At 59.0% G+C, this 17316-nt stretch carries 19 protein-coding genes; 9 read left to right on the top strand and 10 right to left on the bottom strand.

All coding sequences use genetic code 11. From position 1 onward, the window contains the following. Positions 1–42: 42 nt before the first annotated feature. From pstA to Q666_RS63125, 6 genes are all read right to left on the bottom strand, one after another. Positions 43–1395 carry a phosphate ABC transporter permease PstA gene (gene pstA / locus Q666_RS63150; RefSeq protein WP_023001816.1) on the bottom strand — a complete coding sequence of 451 codons (1353 nt, stop codon included), beginning with the start codon at positions 1393–1395 and terminating at the stop codon, positions 43–45. After that, the gene (gene pstC / locus Q666_RS63145; protein WP_023001817.1) at positions 1395–2864 is read right to left on the bottom strand and encodes a phosphate ABC transporter permease subunit PstC; all 1470 of its coding nucleotides are present in this window, start codon (positions 2862–2864) and stop codon (positions 1395–1397) included. Before pstC ends, pstA begins: the two co-directional genes overlap by 1 nt. 65 nt (positions 2865–2929) lie before the next feature. Continuing rightward, complete coding sequence (locus Q666_RS63140) at positions 2930–3970, bottom strand: substrate-binding domain-containing protein (protein WP_023001818.1); 1041 nt, start codon at positions 3968–3970, stop codon at positions 2930–2932. Positions 3971–4324: 354 nt separating this feature from the next. Next, positions 4325–5275, bottom strand: coding sequence for a substrate-binding domain-containing protein (locus tag Q666_RS63135; protein WP_023001819.1), 951 nt, complete (start codon positions 5273–5275; stop codon positions 4325–4327). 204 nt (positions 5276–5479) lie between these two features. Next, positions 5480–6835 carry an ATP-binding protein gene (locus Q666_RS63130; protein WP_023001820.1) on the bottom strand — a complete coding sequence of 452 codons (1356 nt, stop codon included), beginning with the start codon at positions 6833–6835 and terminating at the stop codon, positions 5480–5482. A 244-nt stretch (positions 6836–7079) separates the two neighbouring features. Continuing rightward, on the bottom strand, positions 7080–7565 hold the full coding sequence (locus Q666_RS63125; RefSeq protein WP_023001821.1) for an SRPBCC family protein: 486 nt from the start codon (positions 7563–7565) through the stop codon (positions 7080–7082). A gap of 170 nt (positions 7566–7735) precedes the next feature. On the opposite strand from Q666_RS63125, the gene Q666_RS63120 reads away from it, so the two are divergent. After that, the gene (locus Q666_RS63120; protein ID WP_031269665.1) at positions 7736–8638 is read left to right on the top strand and encodes an MBL fold metallo-hydrolase; all 903 of its coding nucleotides are present in this window, start codon (positions 7736–7738) and stop codon (positions 8636–8638) included. Positions 8639–8650: 12 nt separating this feature from the next. Here Q666_RS63120 and Q666_RS63115 read toward each other — a convergent pair whose 3' ends face one another. Then, positions 8651–9649, bottom strand: a complete 999-nt coding sequence (locus Q666_RS63115; RefSeq protein WP_023001823.1) for a DUF1499 domain-containing protein — start codon at positions 9647–9649, stop codon at positions 8651–8653. Positions 9650–9838: 189 nt separating this feature from the next. Between Q666_RS63115 and Q666_RS63110 the strand changes: the two genes are divergently transcribed. The 3 genes from Q666_RS63110 to Q666_RS63105 all read left to right on the top strand — a co-directional run bounded on the left by Q666_RS63110 (position 9839) and on the right by Q666_RS63105 (position 11957). Continuing rightward, positions 9839–10276, top strand: coding sequence for a hypothetical protein (locus tag Q666_RS63110; RefSeq protein ID WP_023001825.1), 438 nt, complete (start codon positions 9839–9841; stop codon positions 10274–10276). Between the two features lie 287 nt (positions 10277–10563). Continuing rightward, positions 10564–10707 (top strand): hypothetical protein, encoded by a 144-nt coding sequence (locus Q666_RS66500; RefSeq protein WP_023001827.1) that lies wholly within the window; start codon positions 10564–10566, stop codon positions 10705–10707. Positions 10708–10982: 275 nt separating this feature from the next. Then, on the top strand, positions 10983–11957 hold the full coding sequence (locus tag Q666_RS63105; RefSeq protein ID WP_023001828.1) for a magnesium transporter CorA family protein: 975 nt from the start codon (positions 10983–10985) through the stop codon (positions 11955–11957). A gap of 43 nt (positions 11958–12000) precedes the next feature. On the opposite strand, the gene pdxH is transcribed toward Q666_RS63105, so the two are convergent. Then, positions 12001–12636, bottom strand: coding sequence for a pyridoxamine 5'-phosphate oxidase (gene pdxH, locus Q666_RS63100; protein ID WP_031269667.1), 636 nt, complete (start codon positions 12634–12636; stop codon positions 12001–12003). A gap of 134 nt (positions 12637–12770) precedes the next feature. On the opposite strand from pdxH, the gene Q666_RS63095 reads away from it, so the two are divergent. The 5 genes from Q666_RS63095 (at position 12771) to Q666_RS63075 (ending at position 16089) form a co-directional block, all read left to right on the top strand. Beyond that, positions 12771–13184, top strand: a complete 414-nt coding sequence (locus Q666_RS63095) for an RT0821/Lpp0805 family surface protein (protein WP_023001830.1) — start codon at positions 12771–12773, stop codon at positions 13182–13184. Positions 13185–13381: 197 nt separating this feature from the next. After that, positions 13382–14359 (top strand): J domain-containing protein, encoded by a 978-nt coding sequence (locus Q666_RS63090; RefSeq protein WP_023001831.1) that lies wholly within the window; start codon positions 13382–13384, stop codon positions 14357–14359. 173 nt (positions 14360–14532) lie between these two features. Then, positions 14533–15063 carry a MarR family transcriptional regulator gene (locus Q666_RS63085; RefSeq protein ID WP_023001832.1) on the top strand — a complete coding sequence of 177 codons (531 nt, stop codon included), beginning with the start codon at positions 14533–14535 and terminating at the stop codon, positions 15061–15063. Continuing rightward, a complete protein-coding gene (locus Q666_RS66890; protein ID WP_023001833.1) occupies positions 15060–15380 on the top strand; it encodes a hypothetical protein in 321 nt (106 codons plus the stop codon). The genes Q666_RS63085 and Q666_RS66890 overlap by 4 nt, the downstream gene beginning before the upstream one ends. After that, positions 15361–16089: a GNAT family N-acetyltransferase gene (locus tag Q666_RS63075; protein WP_200863795.1), complete on the top strand. Its 729-nt coding sequence runs from the start codon at positions 15361–15363 to the stop codon at positions 16087–16089. The genes Q666_RS66890 and Q666_RS63075 overlap by 20 nt, the downstream gene beginning before the upstream one ends. On the opposite strand, the gene Q666_RS63070 is transcribed toward Q666_RS63075, so the two are convergent. Together Q666_RS63070 and Q666_RS63065 are read right to left on the bottom strand one after the other, a co-directional pair. Next, positions 16071–16616, bottom strand: a complete 546-nt coding sequence (locus tag Q666_RS63070) for a ClbS/DfsB family four-helix bundle protein (protein ID WP_023001835.1) — start codon at positions 16614–16616, stop codon at positions 16071–16073. The two genes, Q666_RS63075 and Q666_RS63070, sit on opposite strands and share 19 nt — an antisense overlap. Before the next feature lie 69 nt (positions 16617–16685). Then, entirely contained in the window at positions 16686–17312 is a 627-nt protein-coding gene (locus Q666_RS63065) for a GNAT family N-acetyltransferase (RefSeq protein ID WP_031269670.1), read from the bottom strand. Between the last annotated feature and the right edge of the window lie 4 nt (positions 17313–17316).

Here is a 17316-nt window from a genome sequence, read left to right as displayed (position 1 = left end):
TCGCCTGTTCAAAATTCGGCATCTCGTTCATCGGAGCAATCCTTACCAGCGGCGTTCAAACCTGCGGCGCAGGATGATAGCGATAATGTTCATGGTCATGAGGAAGACCAGCAGCACGATGATCCCGCCCCAAGCGCGTTCATAGAAAGCCGGGTCGGCGCGTTTCGCCCACTCGTAGATCTGGGCCGGCATGGCCGAGTTCGGAGAGAAGAAACCGGCAGCCACACCGTCCGGGAAATTGGAGGCGATGAAACCGACCATCCCGATCAGCAGCAGCGGAGCGGTTTCCCCAAGCGCCTGTGCCAGACCGATAATCGTGCCGGTCAGAATGCCAGGCATTGCCAGCGGCAGGACATGGTGGAAGATCGACTGCATCTTGGAGGCGCCAATGCCAAGGGCCGCATCGCGGATGCTCGGCGGAACGGCCTTCAAGGAGGCGCGGGTGGAGATGATGATCGTCGGAAGTGTCATCAACGTCAGCACCAGACCACCGACCAGTGGTGCGGATTGCGGCAGATGCATGAACTGGATGAACACCGCCAGACCGAGAATACCGAACACGATGGAGGGAACGGCGGCCAGGTTGGAGATATTCACCTCGATCAGATCGGTGAACTTGTTCTGCGGAGCGAACTCTTCCAGGTAGATGGAAGCGGCCACGCCGATCGGCAGCGACAGGAACAGCACCACCAGCATCATGAACAGCGATCCGATCATGGACGCCCCGATGCCGGCCTGCTCCGGACGGCTGTCGGAAGCATCGGTTCCGGTGATGAAGGCCCAGTTGAAGCGCTTCTCCAGAATGCCGGCGGACTGCATCTGGTCAGCCAGATCCAGGTGTGCGGCATCCAGGTTCTTGTCTTCGGCAAGATCCTCGCGCTTGACGCGGCCCTTCAGGTAGCCGTCGACACGGGATGAGGCGATCAGCTCGAAGGTTACCGTCGTGCCGATCTTGTCCGGGTTGGCAAGTGCATAGTCACGAACCGTCGCGGCAGCCCCTGAGGAGAACAGCTTCTGCAGGTCCTTTGCCGACATGTCGGTGGTGATGTTGAGACCGGCGAGTTCCTTGGCAAAGGCGTCGTCGATGATGGCCCGGTACTTGGAGGTCTTGACCACCGATTTTTCCGCTTCGGCAATCTGCTCCTGATTGAGCGGGACATCCACCTTCAGAAACGTCTGGCTGAAGGCGCCAAGGCCGTTGGAAAGGATTGCCCACAACAGCGCGACGAGGAAGAACAGGCCGATGCCGATGGCAATGATGCCGTAGAGCTTGAAGCGCGCTTCAGCGGCGTTGCGCTTTCTGGTCAGCGGATCGAGTTCGAGGATCGACGTGGTCTTGTGCGGGGTCGGAGCACTGGTCTTGCCCGACGGTGGCGTAAGGGTCGTGTCGGTCATTAGTCGTACTGCTCCCGATATTTGCGCACGATGTAGAGCGCGACGATGTTGAGCCCCAGGGTCACGACGAACAGGGTCATGCCGAGTGCGAAGGCGACAAGGGCTTCCGGGGAGGCAAAGTCGGCGTCGCCGGTGAGCTGGCTGACGATCTTCGCGGTTACGGTGGTCATCGCTTCGAGCGGGTTCATGCTGAGCCGGGCAGCAGCGCCGGCCCCCAGCACAACGATCATGGTTTCACCAATGGCGCGAGAGGCCGCCAGCAGGATGGCCCCGACGATCCCCGGCAGGGCCGCCGGCAGAATGACCTGCTTCACGGTTTCCGAATGGGTGGCACCAAGTCCGAGCGATCCGTCACGCATGGCCTGCGGCACAGCGTTGATGATGTCGTCGGAAAGCGAGCTGACGAAGGGGATCAGCATGATGCCCATGACAGCGCCCGCGGTGAACACCGAGGAAGCACCGGACATCCAGCTTACGCCAAGCGCACCGCCGGAGCCGAAGACGTTCATCAGGAGCGGCCCGACTGTCAGCAGCGCGAAGAGACCATAAACGATGGTTGGAATACCGGCCAGGATCTCGAGCAGCGGCTTGGCGACGGCGCGTACGTGCGGCGTTGCATACTCAGACAGGTAGATGGCAGCGAACAGACCGATCGGTACGGCAACGGCAAGTGCGATCAGGGAGATATACATGGTCGCCCAGATCAGCGGCACGATCCCCAGCTCCGATCCACCGCCGAAGCTCGGCGCCCAGGTCAGGCCGAAGAAGAAATCAGCAGCCGGATAGAGCCGGAAGAACTCGACCGTGTTGAAGATCAGCGACAGCACGATGCCGACAGTCGTCAGGATGGCGATCGAGGCTGCTGCAATCAGGATATAGCGGACGACCGTTTCCACGACGTTGCGGGCACGGAAATCCTTGTTGGTGCGCAGAACACCGACAGCGAAACCGATCAGGCCGACCGCCAGAACGCCGATTGTCCGCAACAGCAGGCCTGTACCCGAGATGCTGCGGTATGTCTGCGCGGCCCGCAACGTTTCGGCGGTCACTTCGGAACCGAGCGCGACACCTATCTCGCCGAGACGGCTGCGCACGTCGGTCAGATCGGTGCGGATGGAAGACGCCATGTCGGCCGACATGGCGCCTTGAGAAACGGCAAGGTCGAGACCCTCGGCAACACGTACGACGTCGCTCATGACGAGGTCGAGTGAACTTGCGGCAATGGTCTCTTCGGAAATCTTGGAGGAAACCTGGCTGTCAAGAATGATGGGCTGGAAGATCAGCCACGCAATGAGCAGCAGGAGGGCAGGAACCAGTATCGAAACAACGACGTTCCAGCCGTAATAACCAGGCAGGGAATGGAGCTCACGCACATCCCCTCCGGCAGAACTTAAGGCTTTTCCGCGGCCGACTATGTATCCGGCGACAGCCAGAACCAGCAGCGCAATAAGAATATATGGAAGTGACATAGGGCGACCCAACCGGCAAAGAAGAAAGAAAGGGCGGCCGAAGCCGCCCTTCCGGAAAGATGTGCTTAGTTGCCCATCGTTTCTTCGGCTTCGATGGAAGCCTGCGTAGCTGCAAGCTCCGGATCGGAAACCAGGCCATACTGGGCCAGCGGGCCGTCCGGGCCAGCGATTTCGTCAGAAACGAAGAACTGAGCGTATTCTTTCAGGCCCGGGATAACGCCGATGTGTGCCTTCTTGATGTAGAAGAACAGCGGACGGGACACCGGGTACTCACCCTTGGCGATGGTTTCGGTGGACGGAGCGATACCGGCCATCGTTGCCACTTTGAGTTTGTCGGTGTTGTTCTCGTAGAACGCCAGGCCGAAAACGCCAACGCCGTTCGGGTTGGAGTCGATGCGAGCCAGGGTCTCGGTGTAGTCGCCGTCGATGTCGACCGACTTGCCGTCCGTGCGAACTGCGATGCAGGCGTCTTCAGCGTCGTCTTCGGACATGCCGCCGTCGATCATGGCTTTCAGAGCGCCGGATTCTTCACAGCCAACAGCCAGAACTTTTTCTTCGAACACTTCACGGGTGCCGTGCTTGGTGCCCGGGATGAAAGCAGCGATTTCCGCGTCCGGCAGGGAAGCGTCAACTTCGGACCACTTGGTGTACGGGTTGTCGACGATCTGACCGTCCTTCAGGACTTTCGGGGACAGAGCGTTGAACCACTGAACCTGGGTGAATTCGTTGAAAGCCGGGCCGTCTTTCTGGGAAGCGAAGACGATGCCATCGTAGCCGATGCGGACTTCGATGATGTCTTTCACGCCAGCTTCGGCACAAGCCTTGATTTCCTTCTCGCGGATAGCGCGGGAAGCGTTTGCGATGTCGATGGTGTTTTCGCCAACGCCGGTGCAGAACTTCTTCAGACCAGCAGAGGAGCCACCGGATTCAACGACCGGTGTCGGGAAATCGGTGTTTTCGCCGAATGCTTCAGCAACGATGGAAGCATAAGGAAGAACCGTGGAGGAACCAGCAATCTGCACCTGGTCGCGAGCCTGAGCCGAACCAACGAATGCAGTGGAAGCAACGGCAAGAGCAGTTGCGCTAACGAGGGTCGTAAATTTCACTTGACCACTCCCTTTGAATGTCAAGGTTTCTAGATGATCACCGCGCTTGGATGTGCACGAGCGATGCGGGGAACCTAGGCTCCACGGATGAGAGTTCTATGACAGTTCCTTTTCAGTTTTGTGACAATTTAAGATACTGAAATTACTCAAGAAAACCTGTTCCTTGACGGTTTTATGTCGCAAAGGGTCACAAAAACCCGTCTCGAGGTGCACATGGTGCAGCTCTCACTTGCCTCGGCAAAGCTGACAGGCATCCCTTTTATCCATCTGGCGAGCGTTATGCCTGATCAGGGAGGCTTTCAGGCACCTGCCGCAGCGGCCGAACGGGGTTTTGCATTGCCCGGCTCGGCTCGATCAGAGTTGCAAGGCCGGCAACGCCATTGCGTCGGTCGCCTCTTGCCTGCGTTTTTCGGCAGACAGGGGAATCAGTCCCTTGCTCGCCAGATACCCATCGTCGCCCCAGGCCTCTTCGCTGGTGAAGGCAGCCACATACTCCTCCATGCCAGGAATAAGGCCGACGTGTTCCTTCTTGATGTAGAAAAACAGCGGGCGGGACACCGGGTATTCCCCGGAGGCAATCTTTTCGAACGTCGGCTCGACCCCGTTGACGCCAACGCTCTGGATCTTGTCCCGGTTCTGCATCAGGAAGGAATAGCCGAAGATGCCGACCGTCACGGGATTGGCCTCCAGAGCACCGACGATCAGGTCGTCGTTCTCGCCCGCTTCGACAAAGCTGCCGTCCCGGCGAATGCGCGTGCAACCGTCCTTTTCCAGATCCTTGACCGACTTGCAGCCTTCTTCCATGACAAGTTCTTCGAACGCATCACGAGTGCCGGAGGTCGGAGGCGGTCCAAGCACCTCGATCTCCTCATTCGGCAAATCCGCGTCGATGTCCGACCAGGCAAGGTTGCCATTGTCGACAAGCTGTCCGTCCTTCGGGAGTTTCTCGGCCAGCGCCTCGAAAATCTGCTCCACGGTCAGGGTGAATTTCGGGCCATTGCGCGAATTGGCCAGCACGATGCCGTCATAACCGATTTCCACTTCGACCGGCGTGACACCGTTTGCGAGACAGGTGTCCAGTTCCGAAGGTTTCATGCGCCTGGATGCATTGGTGATGTCCGGCGTGTGTTCACCAACGCCCTTGCAGAACAGGTTGAAACCGGCGCCTGAGCCCGTGGATTCGACAATCGGGAACTTTACGCCGTTGCTGCCGACTGCTTCTGCGACCGCGGTCGCAAACGGAAATACCGTTGACGAGCCGACGATAAGCAATCGGTCACGCGCTTCGGCGGTCAGGGATGCCAAACAAAAAACGCCACACAACACAGCGCGGGCTGAAAAATACATCGGCACGTTAAAACTCCTGGACAAAAATGCTGGCGCGATCCGGCAAGACAGGCCTTCCTTTAGGCGGATCGCCTGACCGGTCACAAAAGACTTTTCCGATCTTGCAGTGGCAAGTCTCTAGCAGTCTCGCGTCTCAGGAATACGACAGTCGCCAATCCGGCATCAGGCGGAGATCTTCTCTGGCAGACCTTCAACGTTCTCCATGGCAGGCAAACTGACCTTGAACGTCGCCCCCTGCCCCGGCTCGCTCTCCACCTCCATCCGGCCCCTGTGTCGTGTCAGGATGTGCTTCACGATGGCAAGTCCGAGGCCCGTCCCCTTCATCGCCCGGCTCGATTCGACATCGACCCGGTAGAACCTCTCCGTCAGGCGCGGCAGATGCTCACGCGGGATGCCCTCGCCGTAGTCGCGTACCGAAAGTTGCCAGGTCAGTGCATCCTGCGGCGCCTGCGGTCTTTCAAGGCCGACGTCGACGAACTTGCCGTCATGGCCGTATTTCAGCGCGTTCTCGATCAGGTTTTCCGTCACCTGGATGAGCTCGTCCCTGTCGCCCCTGATCCGCACGGGGGTGTCCGGGAGCTGAAGCCGGATCTCGACGCCCATGTCGGAGGCCAGCGGAGACAGCGCATCGGTCGTATGCCGGACGATCTCTGACAGATCGACAGCATTTGCGGGCCGGACGTGCGCCTTCAGCTCGATCCGCGACAGCGACAGGATATCATCGATCAACCGGCGCATGCGCCCCGCCTGATCCAGCATGATCGACAAAAACCTGTCTCTCGCCTCCGGATCGTTGCGCGCAGGTCCTTGCAAGGTCTCGATAAATCCGGTGAGCGAGGCCAGAGGCGTGCGCAGTTCATGGCTGGCATTGGCGACGAAGTCCGTGCGCATGCGTTCAAGCCGGCGATTTTCTGTCAGGTCCTGAATGACCACCAGAATGAAGTCCGGCAAGCTCGGCATCTTTTCCAGGCCTGCGCTTCCGGGCATGTAGATCGGCGAGATATGAGCCTCGTACCAGGTTTCGGTCGGCACCTTCTCGATCCAGCTGATCTTCTCGGCCTCACCCGTTGTGCAGACACGGTCGAACGCTTCCAGCAGCGAAGGAGCCCGGAGCGAGAAGGACAGAGGATCCCCCGGTTTCACGCCTTCATAAATCGACAGCGCCTGCTTGTTGACATAGCGGGTGATGCCCCGCCCGTCGGCAACGAAGCAGGGTGTCGGCAACGCATCAACAGTGACCTTCATGCCCGTACCCGGCCACATCCTGCGGATTTCCCGCTGGGCATTCAGCTTGACCCTGCGGCTCGAAGACTTGCGCGGCACGAAACAGGCCACGACAACAATTGCCGCCATGGCGAGCAGCGCCGTCGTCAACGGCACTTCATGGACGATGACCGCGCCTGCGGCAGCAGCAAACGCGAACAGCAGAATCCAGCGGGCTTCGCCAAGTCGGGTCAGCGGCGATGCGGCCTGCCGGTCTTCAGCAGGTTCTTCGATTGGCGAAGGCGGTTGGGTCATGGACGGTCGAGCGAATTCGTTTCAGCAGTTAGGTGTCCCGAGTGCAGACACTATTTCGACGTCTCAGTAAATGTGCAAGGTCGGAATAGGGAGATCGGGGCAGCATCGGACCACTCCCCTAACACGGAAAGCATGTCAGCCAAGCGACAATCAAATACACCCCTGAAAACGGGCTCCGACCCACCAACGCTGTTCGTGTCAGGTGAACCGAAACTTCCGAACCGGCGCCAAATACCCGCACCAATCACCGATTTTGAGGCAAGGGATGTCTGGCGGCGGATTTCAGGTTGTCCAGAATACGCGGCCAGCCATCAGGCTGGCGCATGCGTTCCAGATATTCCGCTCCCGCTTCGCCATGTCTCAGAAACTCACTGTGAACGATTTCAAGGCGCGTGCTGTCCCCGGCCTCGCGGAAGTTCACCATGACACGGCTTGCCGTCGCAGGATCCGCAACTTCCTCGCCATCCCGGCTGACCTGCCAGGCCAGACGAATGTAAAGCGGCGGTTCCAGTGAGAGGACGGTTCCCCAGACCCTGTGCTGGCCTTCACTGTCGATCTCATAACAGCTACCGCCCGCATAGGGATCGATACCCGCCTGAACCTTGCCCTCGCCCGCATCCTTGAAAGGCGATGTCCACCACAGATCAAGCCGGTCGACAAACAGTGAAAACGCCTGGCTCCGCGGCAGATTCAACATGCCTTCAACCCGGCACTCGGTGTCATGTGTCATGATTTTCCGTCAAATTCGTTCTTTCCAACCCCAAACGCACTGTTTCACATTTGGACCCGGCTTGGCAAAGTACCGCTTCCCTAGCCGATTCAAACGTCAGATACATGACGTACAGACCGAGGCAGAACCTGCCGAAACTGTCGCCCCTGGCGGAACCAACTGGAGACATCATGAAGCACGATCGCACGTTCGATCCGCAATATGGAACTGCCGTCGAGCTGATGCCGGGCGTGCGCCGGCTAACGGTTAACAACCCGGGGCCTTTCACCTTTCATGGCACCAACAGCTATCTGCTGGGGACCAGTCGGCTGATCTGCGTTGACCCCGGGCCTGCCCTGGAGGGCCAGGTCGACACCATCTTGAAGGCTGCACAAGGCGCAGTCATCGAGGCGATCCTGATCACCCACACGCATGTGGATCATTCGCCGGGCGCACGGCTCTTGAAAGAAAGAACCGGTGCCGAGATCATCGGGTGCGGGCCGCACCGGCCGGCACGAGCGCTTCTTGAAAACGAGGTCAATCCACTCGACGCCAGCGGCGACAAGGACTACGCGCCCGACAGGTTGCTGGAAGATGGCGAGATGTTCGAGGCCGCAGGCATTTCGCTTGAAGCCGTCGCCACGCCCGGCCACACGTCCAACCATCTGTGTTTTGCCCTTGCCGGGGAACCGGTTCTGCTGTCCGCCGATCACGTCATGGGCTGGTCGACATCGGTCGTCGCCCCACCCGACGGCAGCATGCGGGACTACATGGCCTCGATCGACAAACTGCTGGCCCGTTCCGAAACCGTCTATCTACCCGGACACGGCGGTATTGTTCGCAATGCCATCGACTACGTCCGCGACCTGAAGCGGCACAGGCTCGACCGGGAAGCCTCGATCCTTCATGAACTGGCAAAAGGCGAAAGATCGATTCCGGAAATCGTATCGGTGCTCTATGCAGCGGTTGATTCGGCGCTGCACCCGGCGGCAGGTCTGTCCGTATTCGCGCACCTGGAGGACCTTGCGGACAGAGGCCGCGTCGAGGCCAGTCCGGAGCTGTCTCTTGCCGCCCGCTATCGCCTCACCGGCTGAGCCTGCAAGCGATCAGCCTTCCAGATCGACCGCATCCAGACCTTCGGCAACCGGCGCATCCTCGTCCTCGAAATAGGGTTTGAAGCTCGGCAACGGAATGGTTTCGCGCAAGTCTTCAACCGGTTCGGCCGGCAGGTCTTCTTCCAGCTCTGTCTCGTCGACCGAAAGCCGCGCCAGATCGCCGTATGTTTCCAGAAGGACACGGTCGATCTCGCTGAAGACAAGACGGATGCGGTCCGCATTGTCGGTCAGGTCCTTCAGCGGTGTGCGCGAACGCGAACGAACGTCAAGCAGGGCCCCCACCGAATCCGGCCGGACGCGCAGTACGATATCGTGTTTCAATCCCAGGATCTGCGAAGTGCCCTCGGCCTGCAGATAGGTCGGTGCATCGAGGAGATCGGGCGGCAATTCATCAACGACCTGCCAGTTCAGACCTTCAAGCGCCTTGACACTCGCCGCATGCAGTTGAGCGGTAGAAATGCGGTATCGGCGCGGAACGATATCGGGGTAAAGACGGTCTTCCGCCGAATTGGCCATAGCAGTCATGCCCGGCGCGGCACCCGTATAAGCGGCAACGGCCGGCCAGACGTCTTCAACAAGCGCGGTGTTCAGCCAGTCGAGAAAAGGCTGTTCGCTTGAAGCCACATTCGTTTCAAGTTCGGGTGGATCGGTTCGGTTGGTGGCCAGGTCGCTCGCTCCCGCGTGCATGACCAGCATTCCGACCACAAGCACAGGCGTCGCAAGCGCCAGCAGCCCCAGGAACAAACCTGTGAGCGCCGCCGGCACGCCGGGTCCGCCATAGGTCCAGATCCGGTGGAAGCCGAACAGGGCAAGCAGGATGGCGGCGAGCGCAATCGTAGCCGCTGCAATCAGAGACAGGACAAATACATCCGCGTCGATCAGGCCGAACCGCTTTGCCAGAAAGGCAATTGCCGCGAGCGCCAGCGCCACGGAGCCGGTCGTGCGACTGGCCGGTGCCGAAGCTGTTTTATAGACGGCGTAGCGCTTCATGAGATCCTATCTCGCCTGGCTTGCCGCATCGGCGCGGCAAGGTGTCCACCTGATTGTTTCTTCGTTTACAGCCAATTTGTCAAAAATGAACTTCACTTCGACAGCGAACACATCATACATTCCTTCTGGGCAAACGATAAACGTGCAAGCAAGACACGCCGGAAATACAGTTGCAAATCGGGGTAAGGCATGACCGGATTGCGGTCCCGTCATACGGCGAGCGAACAGGAACACCGCGCTGCCGGTGACGGAAAACAAAAGGCGTTTTCACCATTTGGCTTGTTTCGGCCAGGCTCTGCCAATATCTGCCTGTGCCACCTGCTGGTTCTGACGATACTCCTGTCGCCCATCGCCCTGGCATTTGCGATCCTCTATGCCGAACCGGGCGGACGCTGGCTGCAAGCCCACTATCACTACCTGCGGACAACCATTGCCCTCTTGGTCATAGGCCTCGGCACAGGAGGCCTGATGATCCTTCTGGGAGCTTCGATCTCTTCTGCATTGATGCTGGCCGGACTGGGGCTTTGTGCCACGACGGTACTGCTCAGCTACGCGCGATCGCTGCTAGGATTCTGCAGTGCCTTGCGAGGCTCTCCACTACGGAATCACAGAAGCTATTTCATATGAATGGGCAGTCATATACTTGCTCAAATGACTGGCAGGCCTAATTCGTAAATAAATCCTTACCGTATTACTTCAAATCCGGCCGGGATTCGTTACATCTTGTTATTGTTTTTGACTGGCCGATTTCCGCCAATAAGCGCATGCTTTTTCACATCCATTGCAAAAACCGGCTGAAAGGCGTGTTTTCTGCCTTCCGTTTGCCGCAATTGGATACGACATGCACACCGCCCGCGAGCCATGAAAACTTTAATCCAGAGAGCGGGCACTGGAAAAGACAACGGACGAGACAAATGTCTGAGCAATCTGCCCGCCCTGCCCCGAAGCAAAGCGCCGATGCGAAACTGGTGAACCTCTACAAGCCCGTCGGCATCGCAGCCCTCAATGCAGCTGCCCTTTGCAAGAATTCGGGCACGGTGGCCAAAAAGAAGAACTGAGCCGCTGCGCCATAGCGTTCGAAGACGCGGCAAGCCGCTGGTGACGGCCAGCTTGCCATGGTGTTTCGAGACGCTGTTTGAATGCCGGCATGACCGGTCCAGGATAGCGTTCGGACATGCAATCGGTGACGATTGAATGTCCGCGATCCTGAAGCGGCCAAGCCCCGTCGGGGTGCCGCAAAACACTTTCTTCAGACGGTTGCCGTCTTCCGATCTGTTGGGCAAACTGCCGCCGAACAGGGCACGCTCCGTGTCCTTCGGCGGAGATTGCCTGCATGATCATTGCCTACTGCCCGACCGTCAAAGGTCTGGAGCGTCTTGAGCTTGCCTCCGGCGCCCCCCTTCCGACCACGTCTGTATGGATCGACCTGGTCGCCCCGACGCAGGAAGAGCAAAAGGCAGCAGAAAAGCTGATGGGCGCGGAAATCCCGACACGGGACGAGATCGCCTCCATCGAAACCTCCGAACGCCTTTATCTGGAGCCCGGCGCCGTGGTGATGACCGCGCAGCTTCCGATCGCCACGCAGATGATCGACCCGGCGCTTTCGTCTGTCACATTTGTCGTCAATGCCAAGCGGCTGGTGACAGTGCGCTATGGCGAACCGAAATCCATCGCCCTTCTGTCCCGCAAGGTTCAGGCCGATTCGACGATCGCCCACAAGGGGCCGGCTGTTCTCTTCACGATGCTCGACATCATCGTCGACCGGTGTGCGGATGAAATGGAAAGCGCGTCAGCGCGGTATGACAAACTGGCAGTGCAGGTGTTCGGCGACGGCCTCAACATGCGCAAGACCGCAAGCTATCAGATCGCCATCAAGCAACTGGGACAGATCGGACTGCATGTGTCCAAGATGCACGATGTCTGCACCAGCCTGTCGCGGATGATGCTTTACCTCAGCACACATGCCAAACGTCTGAACCTGAACGAAGAGCAGGAAGCCGACTGCAAGATGTTCGGCAGGGACATCCATTCCATCAAGGAACACGGCGACGCACTGGACAACAAGCTGTCCTTCCTGCTGGACGCAACGGTCGGCCTCGTCACGCTGGAGCAGAACCAGATCTCGAAGATCTTTACGGTCGTCAGCGTGATCTTCCTGCCACCGACCTTGATCGCATCGATCTACGGCATGAACTTTGCCAACATGCCCGAGCTGAACTGGCAGCTCGGGTTCCTGTTCTCGTTGGGCCTGATGGTGTCGTCAGTCGGGCTGACGTTCCTGTTCTTCCGCTGGAAACGCCTGCTTTAACCGGTCCGGCATCTTGAAACTTTCAGCCCCTGTCGCAGGCGCGTTACGGATAAAGGCGCGCCTTGGACCATGGCTGATCCGCGCCAGTTCGGGTGAACTGCACGCGGTCATGAAGCCGGAACGGCCGGTCGTGCCAGAATTCGATGGAAACCGGCACCAGGCGCATGCCTGACCAGTGGTCGGGCCGCGGAATGTCGCCGATACCGAACTTGGCGGTATATTTCGCCACTTCCTTTTCCAGCGCGAAACGGCTTTCCAGCGGCCGCGATTGCCTGGACGCCCAGGCACCGATCCGGCTGCCGCGCGGCCGGGAGCGGTAGTACTCGTCCGCTTCCTCGTTCGAAACCTGTTCGACAAGGCCACGAATGCGAACCTGCCGGCGCAAGGACTTCCAGTGGAAGCACATGGCAGCCTTGCCGGCGGAGAGCAGCTCCTGCCCCTTGGCGCTTTCGAAATTTGTGTAAAAAACAAAGCCGCGTTCGTCGAAGTCCTTCAGCAGAACCATCCGCACATTCGGCAGGCCGTCTGGGTCGACGGTCGATAGCGCCAGTGCGTTGGGATCGTTGGGCTCCGAAGCCCTGGCGTCCTCAAGCCATTCTGCAAAAAGCTCAAATGGTTTCACTACCTCTGTAAAGTCACCTTTTGTTAACTCTTCAGGGGGATCTTTAAGGTCTGTCATCGGTAACCTGTCGAAGGAAACGACAGCCTTTAAAGCGGCTCGAAAAGCCGGACCGGGGGGCTGCCTGAAAAATGTATCGTATGCGTTCATATACTGCCGGGCACATAAAGATCCAACCCTTAGCCGCACTTTGCATGGCCATTGCAACCGCACTTGGCGGCTGTAGCCAGTTGTCCGTTCCGGTGGGCAGCAACAACATCGATTCCCCGACAGTCCTGACCGGCTCCATTCCGTCCGCATCCGACGTCGCCTATGCCGATATCAACGAGGACGACCGGTCTGTGATCGCGCAGAACCTCGACACTATCAGCCAGGACCTTGCCGCCGGAAAGCCGACGCAGGCCTTGTCGCTGACGTGGCTCAACGCGATCAGCGGCAATTCCGGCACATTGTCGAACATCAATGCCTCCACCTACGGCGAGACAGGCTGTCTCGGCTTTCAGACGACGGCGAATACCATCGTCGGCATCAAGCTGTACTCCGGCACGGCCTGCCGGGACATCACGCAAAAATTCGCGGTCACCAGCCTGACTGTCGCCGAAGCTTGAACCCCGTCAAAAAACCGCTAAAACCGGAAGGTCCTCAAGACGAATTCGGGGTCTGGAATTTTTTCCTATCCATCCCGATATAGAGGACAAGTCCGGTCAAGCATGACCTGCTAAACTTGCACGCTTGTGTTCGGCTCGCCGAACGGAGCAGTGCGCGGGGCAGCCTGCCGGAAAATCTTAGGAACCTGGTGAGACGAATGCGTGATCCCTATAGCGTTCTCGGGGTGGCAAAATCTGCCAGCGAGAGCGAAATCAAGAAGGCCTTTCGGAAGCTGGCCAAAAAATACCATCCGGATCAGAACAAGGATGATCCGACGGCCGCACAGCGTTTTTCCGAAGCAAATCAGGCCTATGAAATTGTCGGCGACAAGGAAAAACGTGCCAAGTTCGACCGCGGAGAAATCGATGCGGAGGGCAAGCAGCGCTATCAGGCGCATGGTTTTGACGGCTTTTCCGGATATGAAGACTTCGGCGGTGCACGCACCCAGAAGACATCTGGTGGCGGCGGCAGTTTCGACGATATTCTGAACGACATTTTCGGCAGCTTCGGCGGTGGCCGTGCACGCGCCGGCGCAGGTGCAGGCGCTGGACCCGGTGCAGGTTTCGGCGGCGGCGCCCGCGCGAAGGCGCCGCCCAAGACAAAAGGCGCCAACGCGGAAATCGTCGCCCGCGCCTCGCTGGAAGACATCGTCAACTCCGGCAAGACCCAGGTAACGCTTCCAAGCGGCAAGACGGTGAATGTTACCCTGCCCAAGGGGGTGGTCGAAGGCGAAAAGATCCGGCTCAAGGGCCAGGGGCACCCGGGGGAAAACGGCGGTCCTGCAGGCGACGCCCTGGTCGAGATCCGCTTCAAGCCCCACAAGCTTTTCGAAGTGAAGGGATCCGACCTCCACCTCGACCTGCCTCTGACACTTTATGAAGCTGTCCTGGGCGCAAAGGTGCGTACGCCGACCCTGTCCGGTGCTGTCAACCTGACTATTCCGGCCAACGCCTCCAGCGGCAAATCCATGCGGCTGAAGGGCAAAGGCCTGCCGACCAAGACCGGTGGTCATGGCGACCTTCTGGTCAAGCTGCAGATCGTAATGCCGCCGCACGGCGACGACGAGTTGGACACGCTGATGCGGGCCTGGAAGGAAATCACTCCGTACCGTGCACGCGGACCGGAATTCGACTAGGCGGCCTCCTCGTCAACTGTTGACCGTCACCTCGCCCCGCCAGTGCCACTGGTGGGGCGACGTTTTTCGATCTTCCACATCTCCGCCTCAGGTCAGTCTCCAATTTCTAAACAGCTAGATCTTGCGAATTTACATAACTAGTTATATATCAAGTTATGTAAATGGAGTGACCCATGAGCGAAGATGTCGTCCGCGCGCTTGGCTATGCCACCCTGGGCAGCCGGCTGAAACGGATCGGGGAAATGCTGCAGGCACAAACGCAGATCGTTGCGGCCGAGCTTGCCGACACCAGTCTGCCGACGCCGCACAACCCTGTTCTTGCCGCACTCGACCGGCAAGGCCCGCTGAGTATCGGCGATCTGGCGAAGACCCTTGGCCAGAGCCAACCGGGTGTTACCAGAACGATCAACAAGATGAAGTCGGATGGACTGGTTGAATCCGTTCCCTCGCAACAGGACCGTCGCGTGACGACAATCGGCCTGACCGACAAGGGAGTAGCCCTCGTCGCCCATCTGAAAGAAACGCTCTGGCCCGCGATCACACTGGCAGTTGCCGATGCCTGCAACAGTCTGGAAGGTCCTTTGCTGGACCAGCTTGCAGGTCTGGAGGATGCCCTTTGCACGAGGCCGCTGTCCGTCCGCTGCAAGGACAGGCCCTTGCAGGACTGGAACTCTCTGCAATCGCCCCCGGAGATTGAACGATGATCAAGCGCATCTGGCACGGCTGGACAGACCCAGGCATGGCCGACACCTATGCCCATGTTCTCACGACACAGGTCATTCCGGGCATCGAGGCGAAAGCCATTCCCGGCTATCTCGGCATCGAGGTGCTTCGAAGGAACCTGGAAACCGAGGTGGAGTTCATCACCATCATGAGTTTCCGCTCGCTTGACGACATCATCGCGTTTCAAGGCCCGGATTACGAGCGCTGTTATGTGCCCGATGTCGCCCGGGACGTGCTGAAGCGATGGGATCTGATTTCACAACATTATGAGCTCGAAGATGCACGCAGTTATGAATGAACCGAGCCGGGACAGCCTTCTGAAGCGGGTTGTCTGGTCAGCCCTGACCTCCCGGCATGCGCAATTCAGCCAGGGAGGCGACCTTGCCCGCCGTTTCGATCCGGCCATCTCCCCCTTTGCGGCAGCGGCGAACAACTCGCCCGAAGCTCTGGCCGCGCTGGCGGAACTGATTCAACCGGGTGACGACCGGGCGTTCATTCTGCAGGCGGACGACATCGCCCTGCCCCATGAACTTGAGGCAGAGATTAGCGCGCTGGGTGTTCTCATGGTGGAAGTTTCCCCGTCAGCCGGCCCATCCCGACCGACTTCAATCGTGCAGCTGGATGAAACCGATGTCCCGGAGATGGTCGAGCTTGCAACGCTGACAAAACCGGGCCCGTTCACCGCACGCACACCGGAGCTGGGCACGTTCTTCGGCATCAGGCTGGACGGCCGTCTGGCTGCAATGGCGGGCAGCAGGATCAACCTCGACGGCTATACGGAAGTCAGCGGGATCTGCACTCATCCCGATTTCCGAGGCAGAGGCCTGGCATCCGAGCTCTCTCTTCATGTGACTGAAGTCATCAGGAACCGCGGCGACATTCCGTTCCTTCACGCCTATGCGGACAATCACGGAGCAATTGCCCTCTACCGCAAGCTGGGTTTCGAGATATGGCGGGAGGTCAACGTAGCCGTTGTCAGGCGCAAGACTCAGATCGAACCGGACTGATCCCTCACATCGGAATTGCGCCGGTCTCTTTCCTCCTGAAACTGCGCGAGACGTTGGCGAAGATATTTCGAAGCCGACCGGTAATGGCTTGGACCGGCAGCTTCCGCCCAGCGTCCCGTCGTCCACTTGTTGTTGGAGCCTTTCATCGGCTCGCCGTAGAGTTCGTCATTCTCCAGACTTTCCACGAGGGCAAGCAGTTCGGCGTGGTTTCCCTCCAGAAGGGATCGCATCGATCGCCAGGAAAGACCGGATTGCTTTTGCCGCAAGTCGGCATTGTATCTGGGCGTCTCGTTCCACTTGTAGCCTTTGGCCGGAAACCAGACCGGTCTGCCGGCCTGGCCGTCCCGGTACCAGCCCAGAAACAGGTCTATCCAGTGGGCCCGGTGACCGACGATATCCTTTGGCGATATGCCGTCCGCATCCTTTTCAAGACGCAGCATCGCGGGCAGGTCATCGAGGAGCGTTTGCAGCTTTGAAAACTCGCTCTCGCTTGCGGCGAGCAATTCCGTTTTCGTGGTTGCAGGCATATCGCTCTCCCGTGACCACAACATTCAGTGCGAACTATGCGGAGCTAAAGCCTCGTTGGCCTGTGGCGACTACAAGCTTCGCCCGCACCAGATGGTGCCATGAGATCCGCTGTTGCTGACTGTCAGAACCGGACGGAACTCCCGTGCTGTCCAGAAAGCAAGCCCGGCTTCGTTGGCAGCGCTCACCCCGGCATGAACGGCCGATACACCCTTCAGTTTTGCAGCGGCAATCCAGGCGTCCAGCAGCCTCGTGCCAACTCCCCTCCCGCGCGCACGCGACAAGAGGTTCATGTGAATATGCGCCGGATATTCATCGATGACGGCCTGTGGCACGGGCGACGGATTGTGGATCGTGCGGATCCGCTGATCATCTGCTGACTGCTCGGTTTCCTGCTGCACCGGTTCCGGGTAACGTTCCCGCAAAGCCGGCCACCATTCCCGCTCCAGTTCGTGTTCGAAAGCCCGTGTATCGCTGACGCCGACGGCATAACCGAATACGCCGAGATCATCTTCAGCGACAAAGCTGATGGGACCTTTCAAAGCCACATAGGGCCCTGCGTAGATATGGCCGATCAATGCGGGGTCAGAATAAAGATCCGTCGCGTCGCGCCCGGCCTGGCCGGTTTTCAGGCAGATATCGTAAACGGCTTCCAGGTCCCGAAGCTCGGCCTGCCGAACGATCATGGTATCAGTCATAAGC

Origin of the sequence: Labrenzia sp. C1B70 (genome assembly GCF_000475395.1) — a bacterium.
Classification (GTDB): domain Bacteria; phylum Pseudomonadota; class Alphaproteobacteria; order Rhizobiales; family Stappiaceae; genus Roseibium; species Roseibium algicola.
This window is presented reverse-complemented; position numbering and strand designations above follow the sequence as displayed.

Excerpts from the sequence above, each read along its gene's own strand:
- pstA (WP_023001816.1), bottom strand. The coding sequence starts at position 1,395 with ATGACCGACACGACCCTTACGCCACCGTCGGGCAAGACCAGTGCTCCG.
- pstC (WP_023001817.1), bottom strand. The coding sequence starts at position 2,864 with ATGTCACTTCCATATATTCTTATTGCGCTGCTGGTTCTGGCTGTCGCC.
- Q666_RS63130 (WP_023001820.1), bottom strand. The coding sequence starts at position 6,835 with ATGACCCAACCGCCTTCGCCAATCGAAGAACCTGCTGAAGACCGGCAG.
- Q666_RS63125 (WP_023001821.1), bottom strand. The coding sequence starts at position 7,565 with ATGACACATGACACCGAGTGCCGGGTTGAAGGCATGTTGAATCTGCCG.
- Q666_RS63120 (WP_031269665.1), top strand. The coding sequence starts at position 7,736 with ATGAAGCACGATCGCACGTTCGATCCGCAATATGGAACTGCCGTCGAG.
- Q666_RS63115 (WP_023001823.1), bottom strand. The coding sequence starts at position 9,649 with ATGAAGCGCTACGCCGTCTATAAAACAGCTTCGGCACCGGCCAGTCGC.
- Q666_RS63110 (WP_023001825.1), top strand. The coding sequence starts at position 9,839 with ATGACCGGATTGCGGTCCCGTCATACGGCGAGCGAACAGGAACACCGC.
- Q666_RS66500 (WP_023001827.1), top strand. The coding sequence starts at position 10,564 with ATGTCTGAGCAATCTGCCCGCCCTGCCCCGAAGCAAAGCGCCGATGCG.
- Q666_RS63105 (WP_023001828.1), top strand. The coding sequence starts at position 10,983 with ATGATCATTGCCTACTGCCCGACCGTCAAAGGTCTGGAGCGTCTTGAG.
- pdxH (WP_031269667.1), bottom strand. The coding sequence starts at position 12,636 with ATGACAGACCTTAAAGATCCCCCTGAAGAGTTAACAAAAGGTGACTTT.
- Q666_RS63095 (WP_023001830.1), top strand. The coding sequence starts at position 12,771 with ATGGCCATTGCAACCGCACTTGGCGGCTGTAGCCAGTTGTCCGTTCCG.
- Q666_RS63090 (WP_023001831.1), top strand. The coding sequence starts at position 13,382 with ATGCGTGATCCCTATAGCGTTCTCGGGGTGGCAAAATCTGCCAGCGAG.
- Q666_RS63085 (WP_023001832.1), top strand. The coding sequence starts at position 14,533 with ATGAGCGAAGATGTCGTCCGCGCGCTTGGCTATGCCACCCTGGGCAGC.
- Q666_RS66890 (WP_023001833.1), top strand. The coding sequence starts at position 15,060 with ATGATCAAGCGCATCTGGCACGGCTGGACAGACCCAGGCATGGCCGAC.
- Q666_RS63075 (WP_200863795.1), top strand. The coding sequence starts at position 15,361 with ATGCACGCAGTTATGAATGAACCGAGCCGGGACAGCCTTCTGAAGCGG.
- Q666_RS63070 (WP_023001835.1), bottom strand. The coding sequence starts at position 16,616 with ATGCCTGCAACCACGAAAACGGAATTGCTCGCCGCAAGCGAGAGCGAG.
- Q666_RS63065 (WP_031269670.1), bottom strand. The coding sequence starts at position 17,312 with ATGACTGATACCATGATCGTTCGGCAGGCCGAGCTTCGGGACCTGGAA.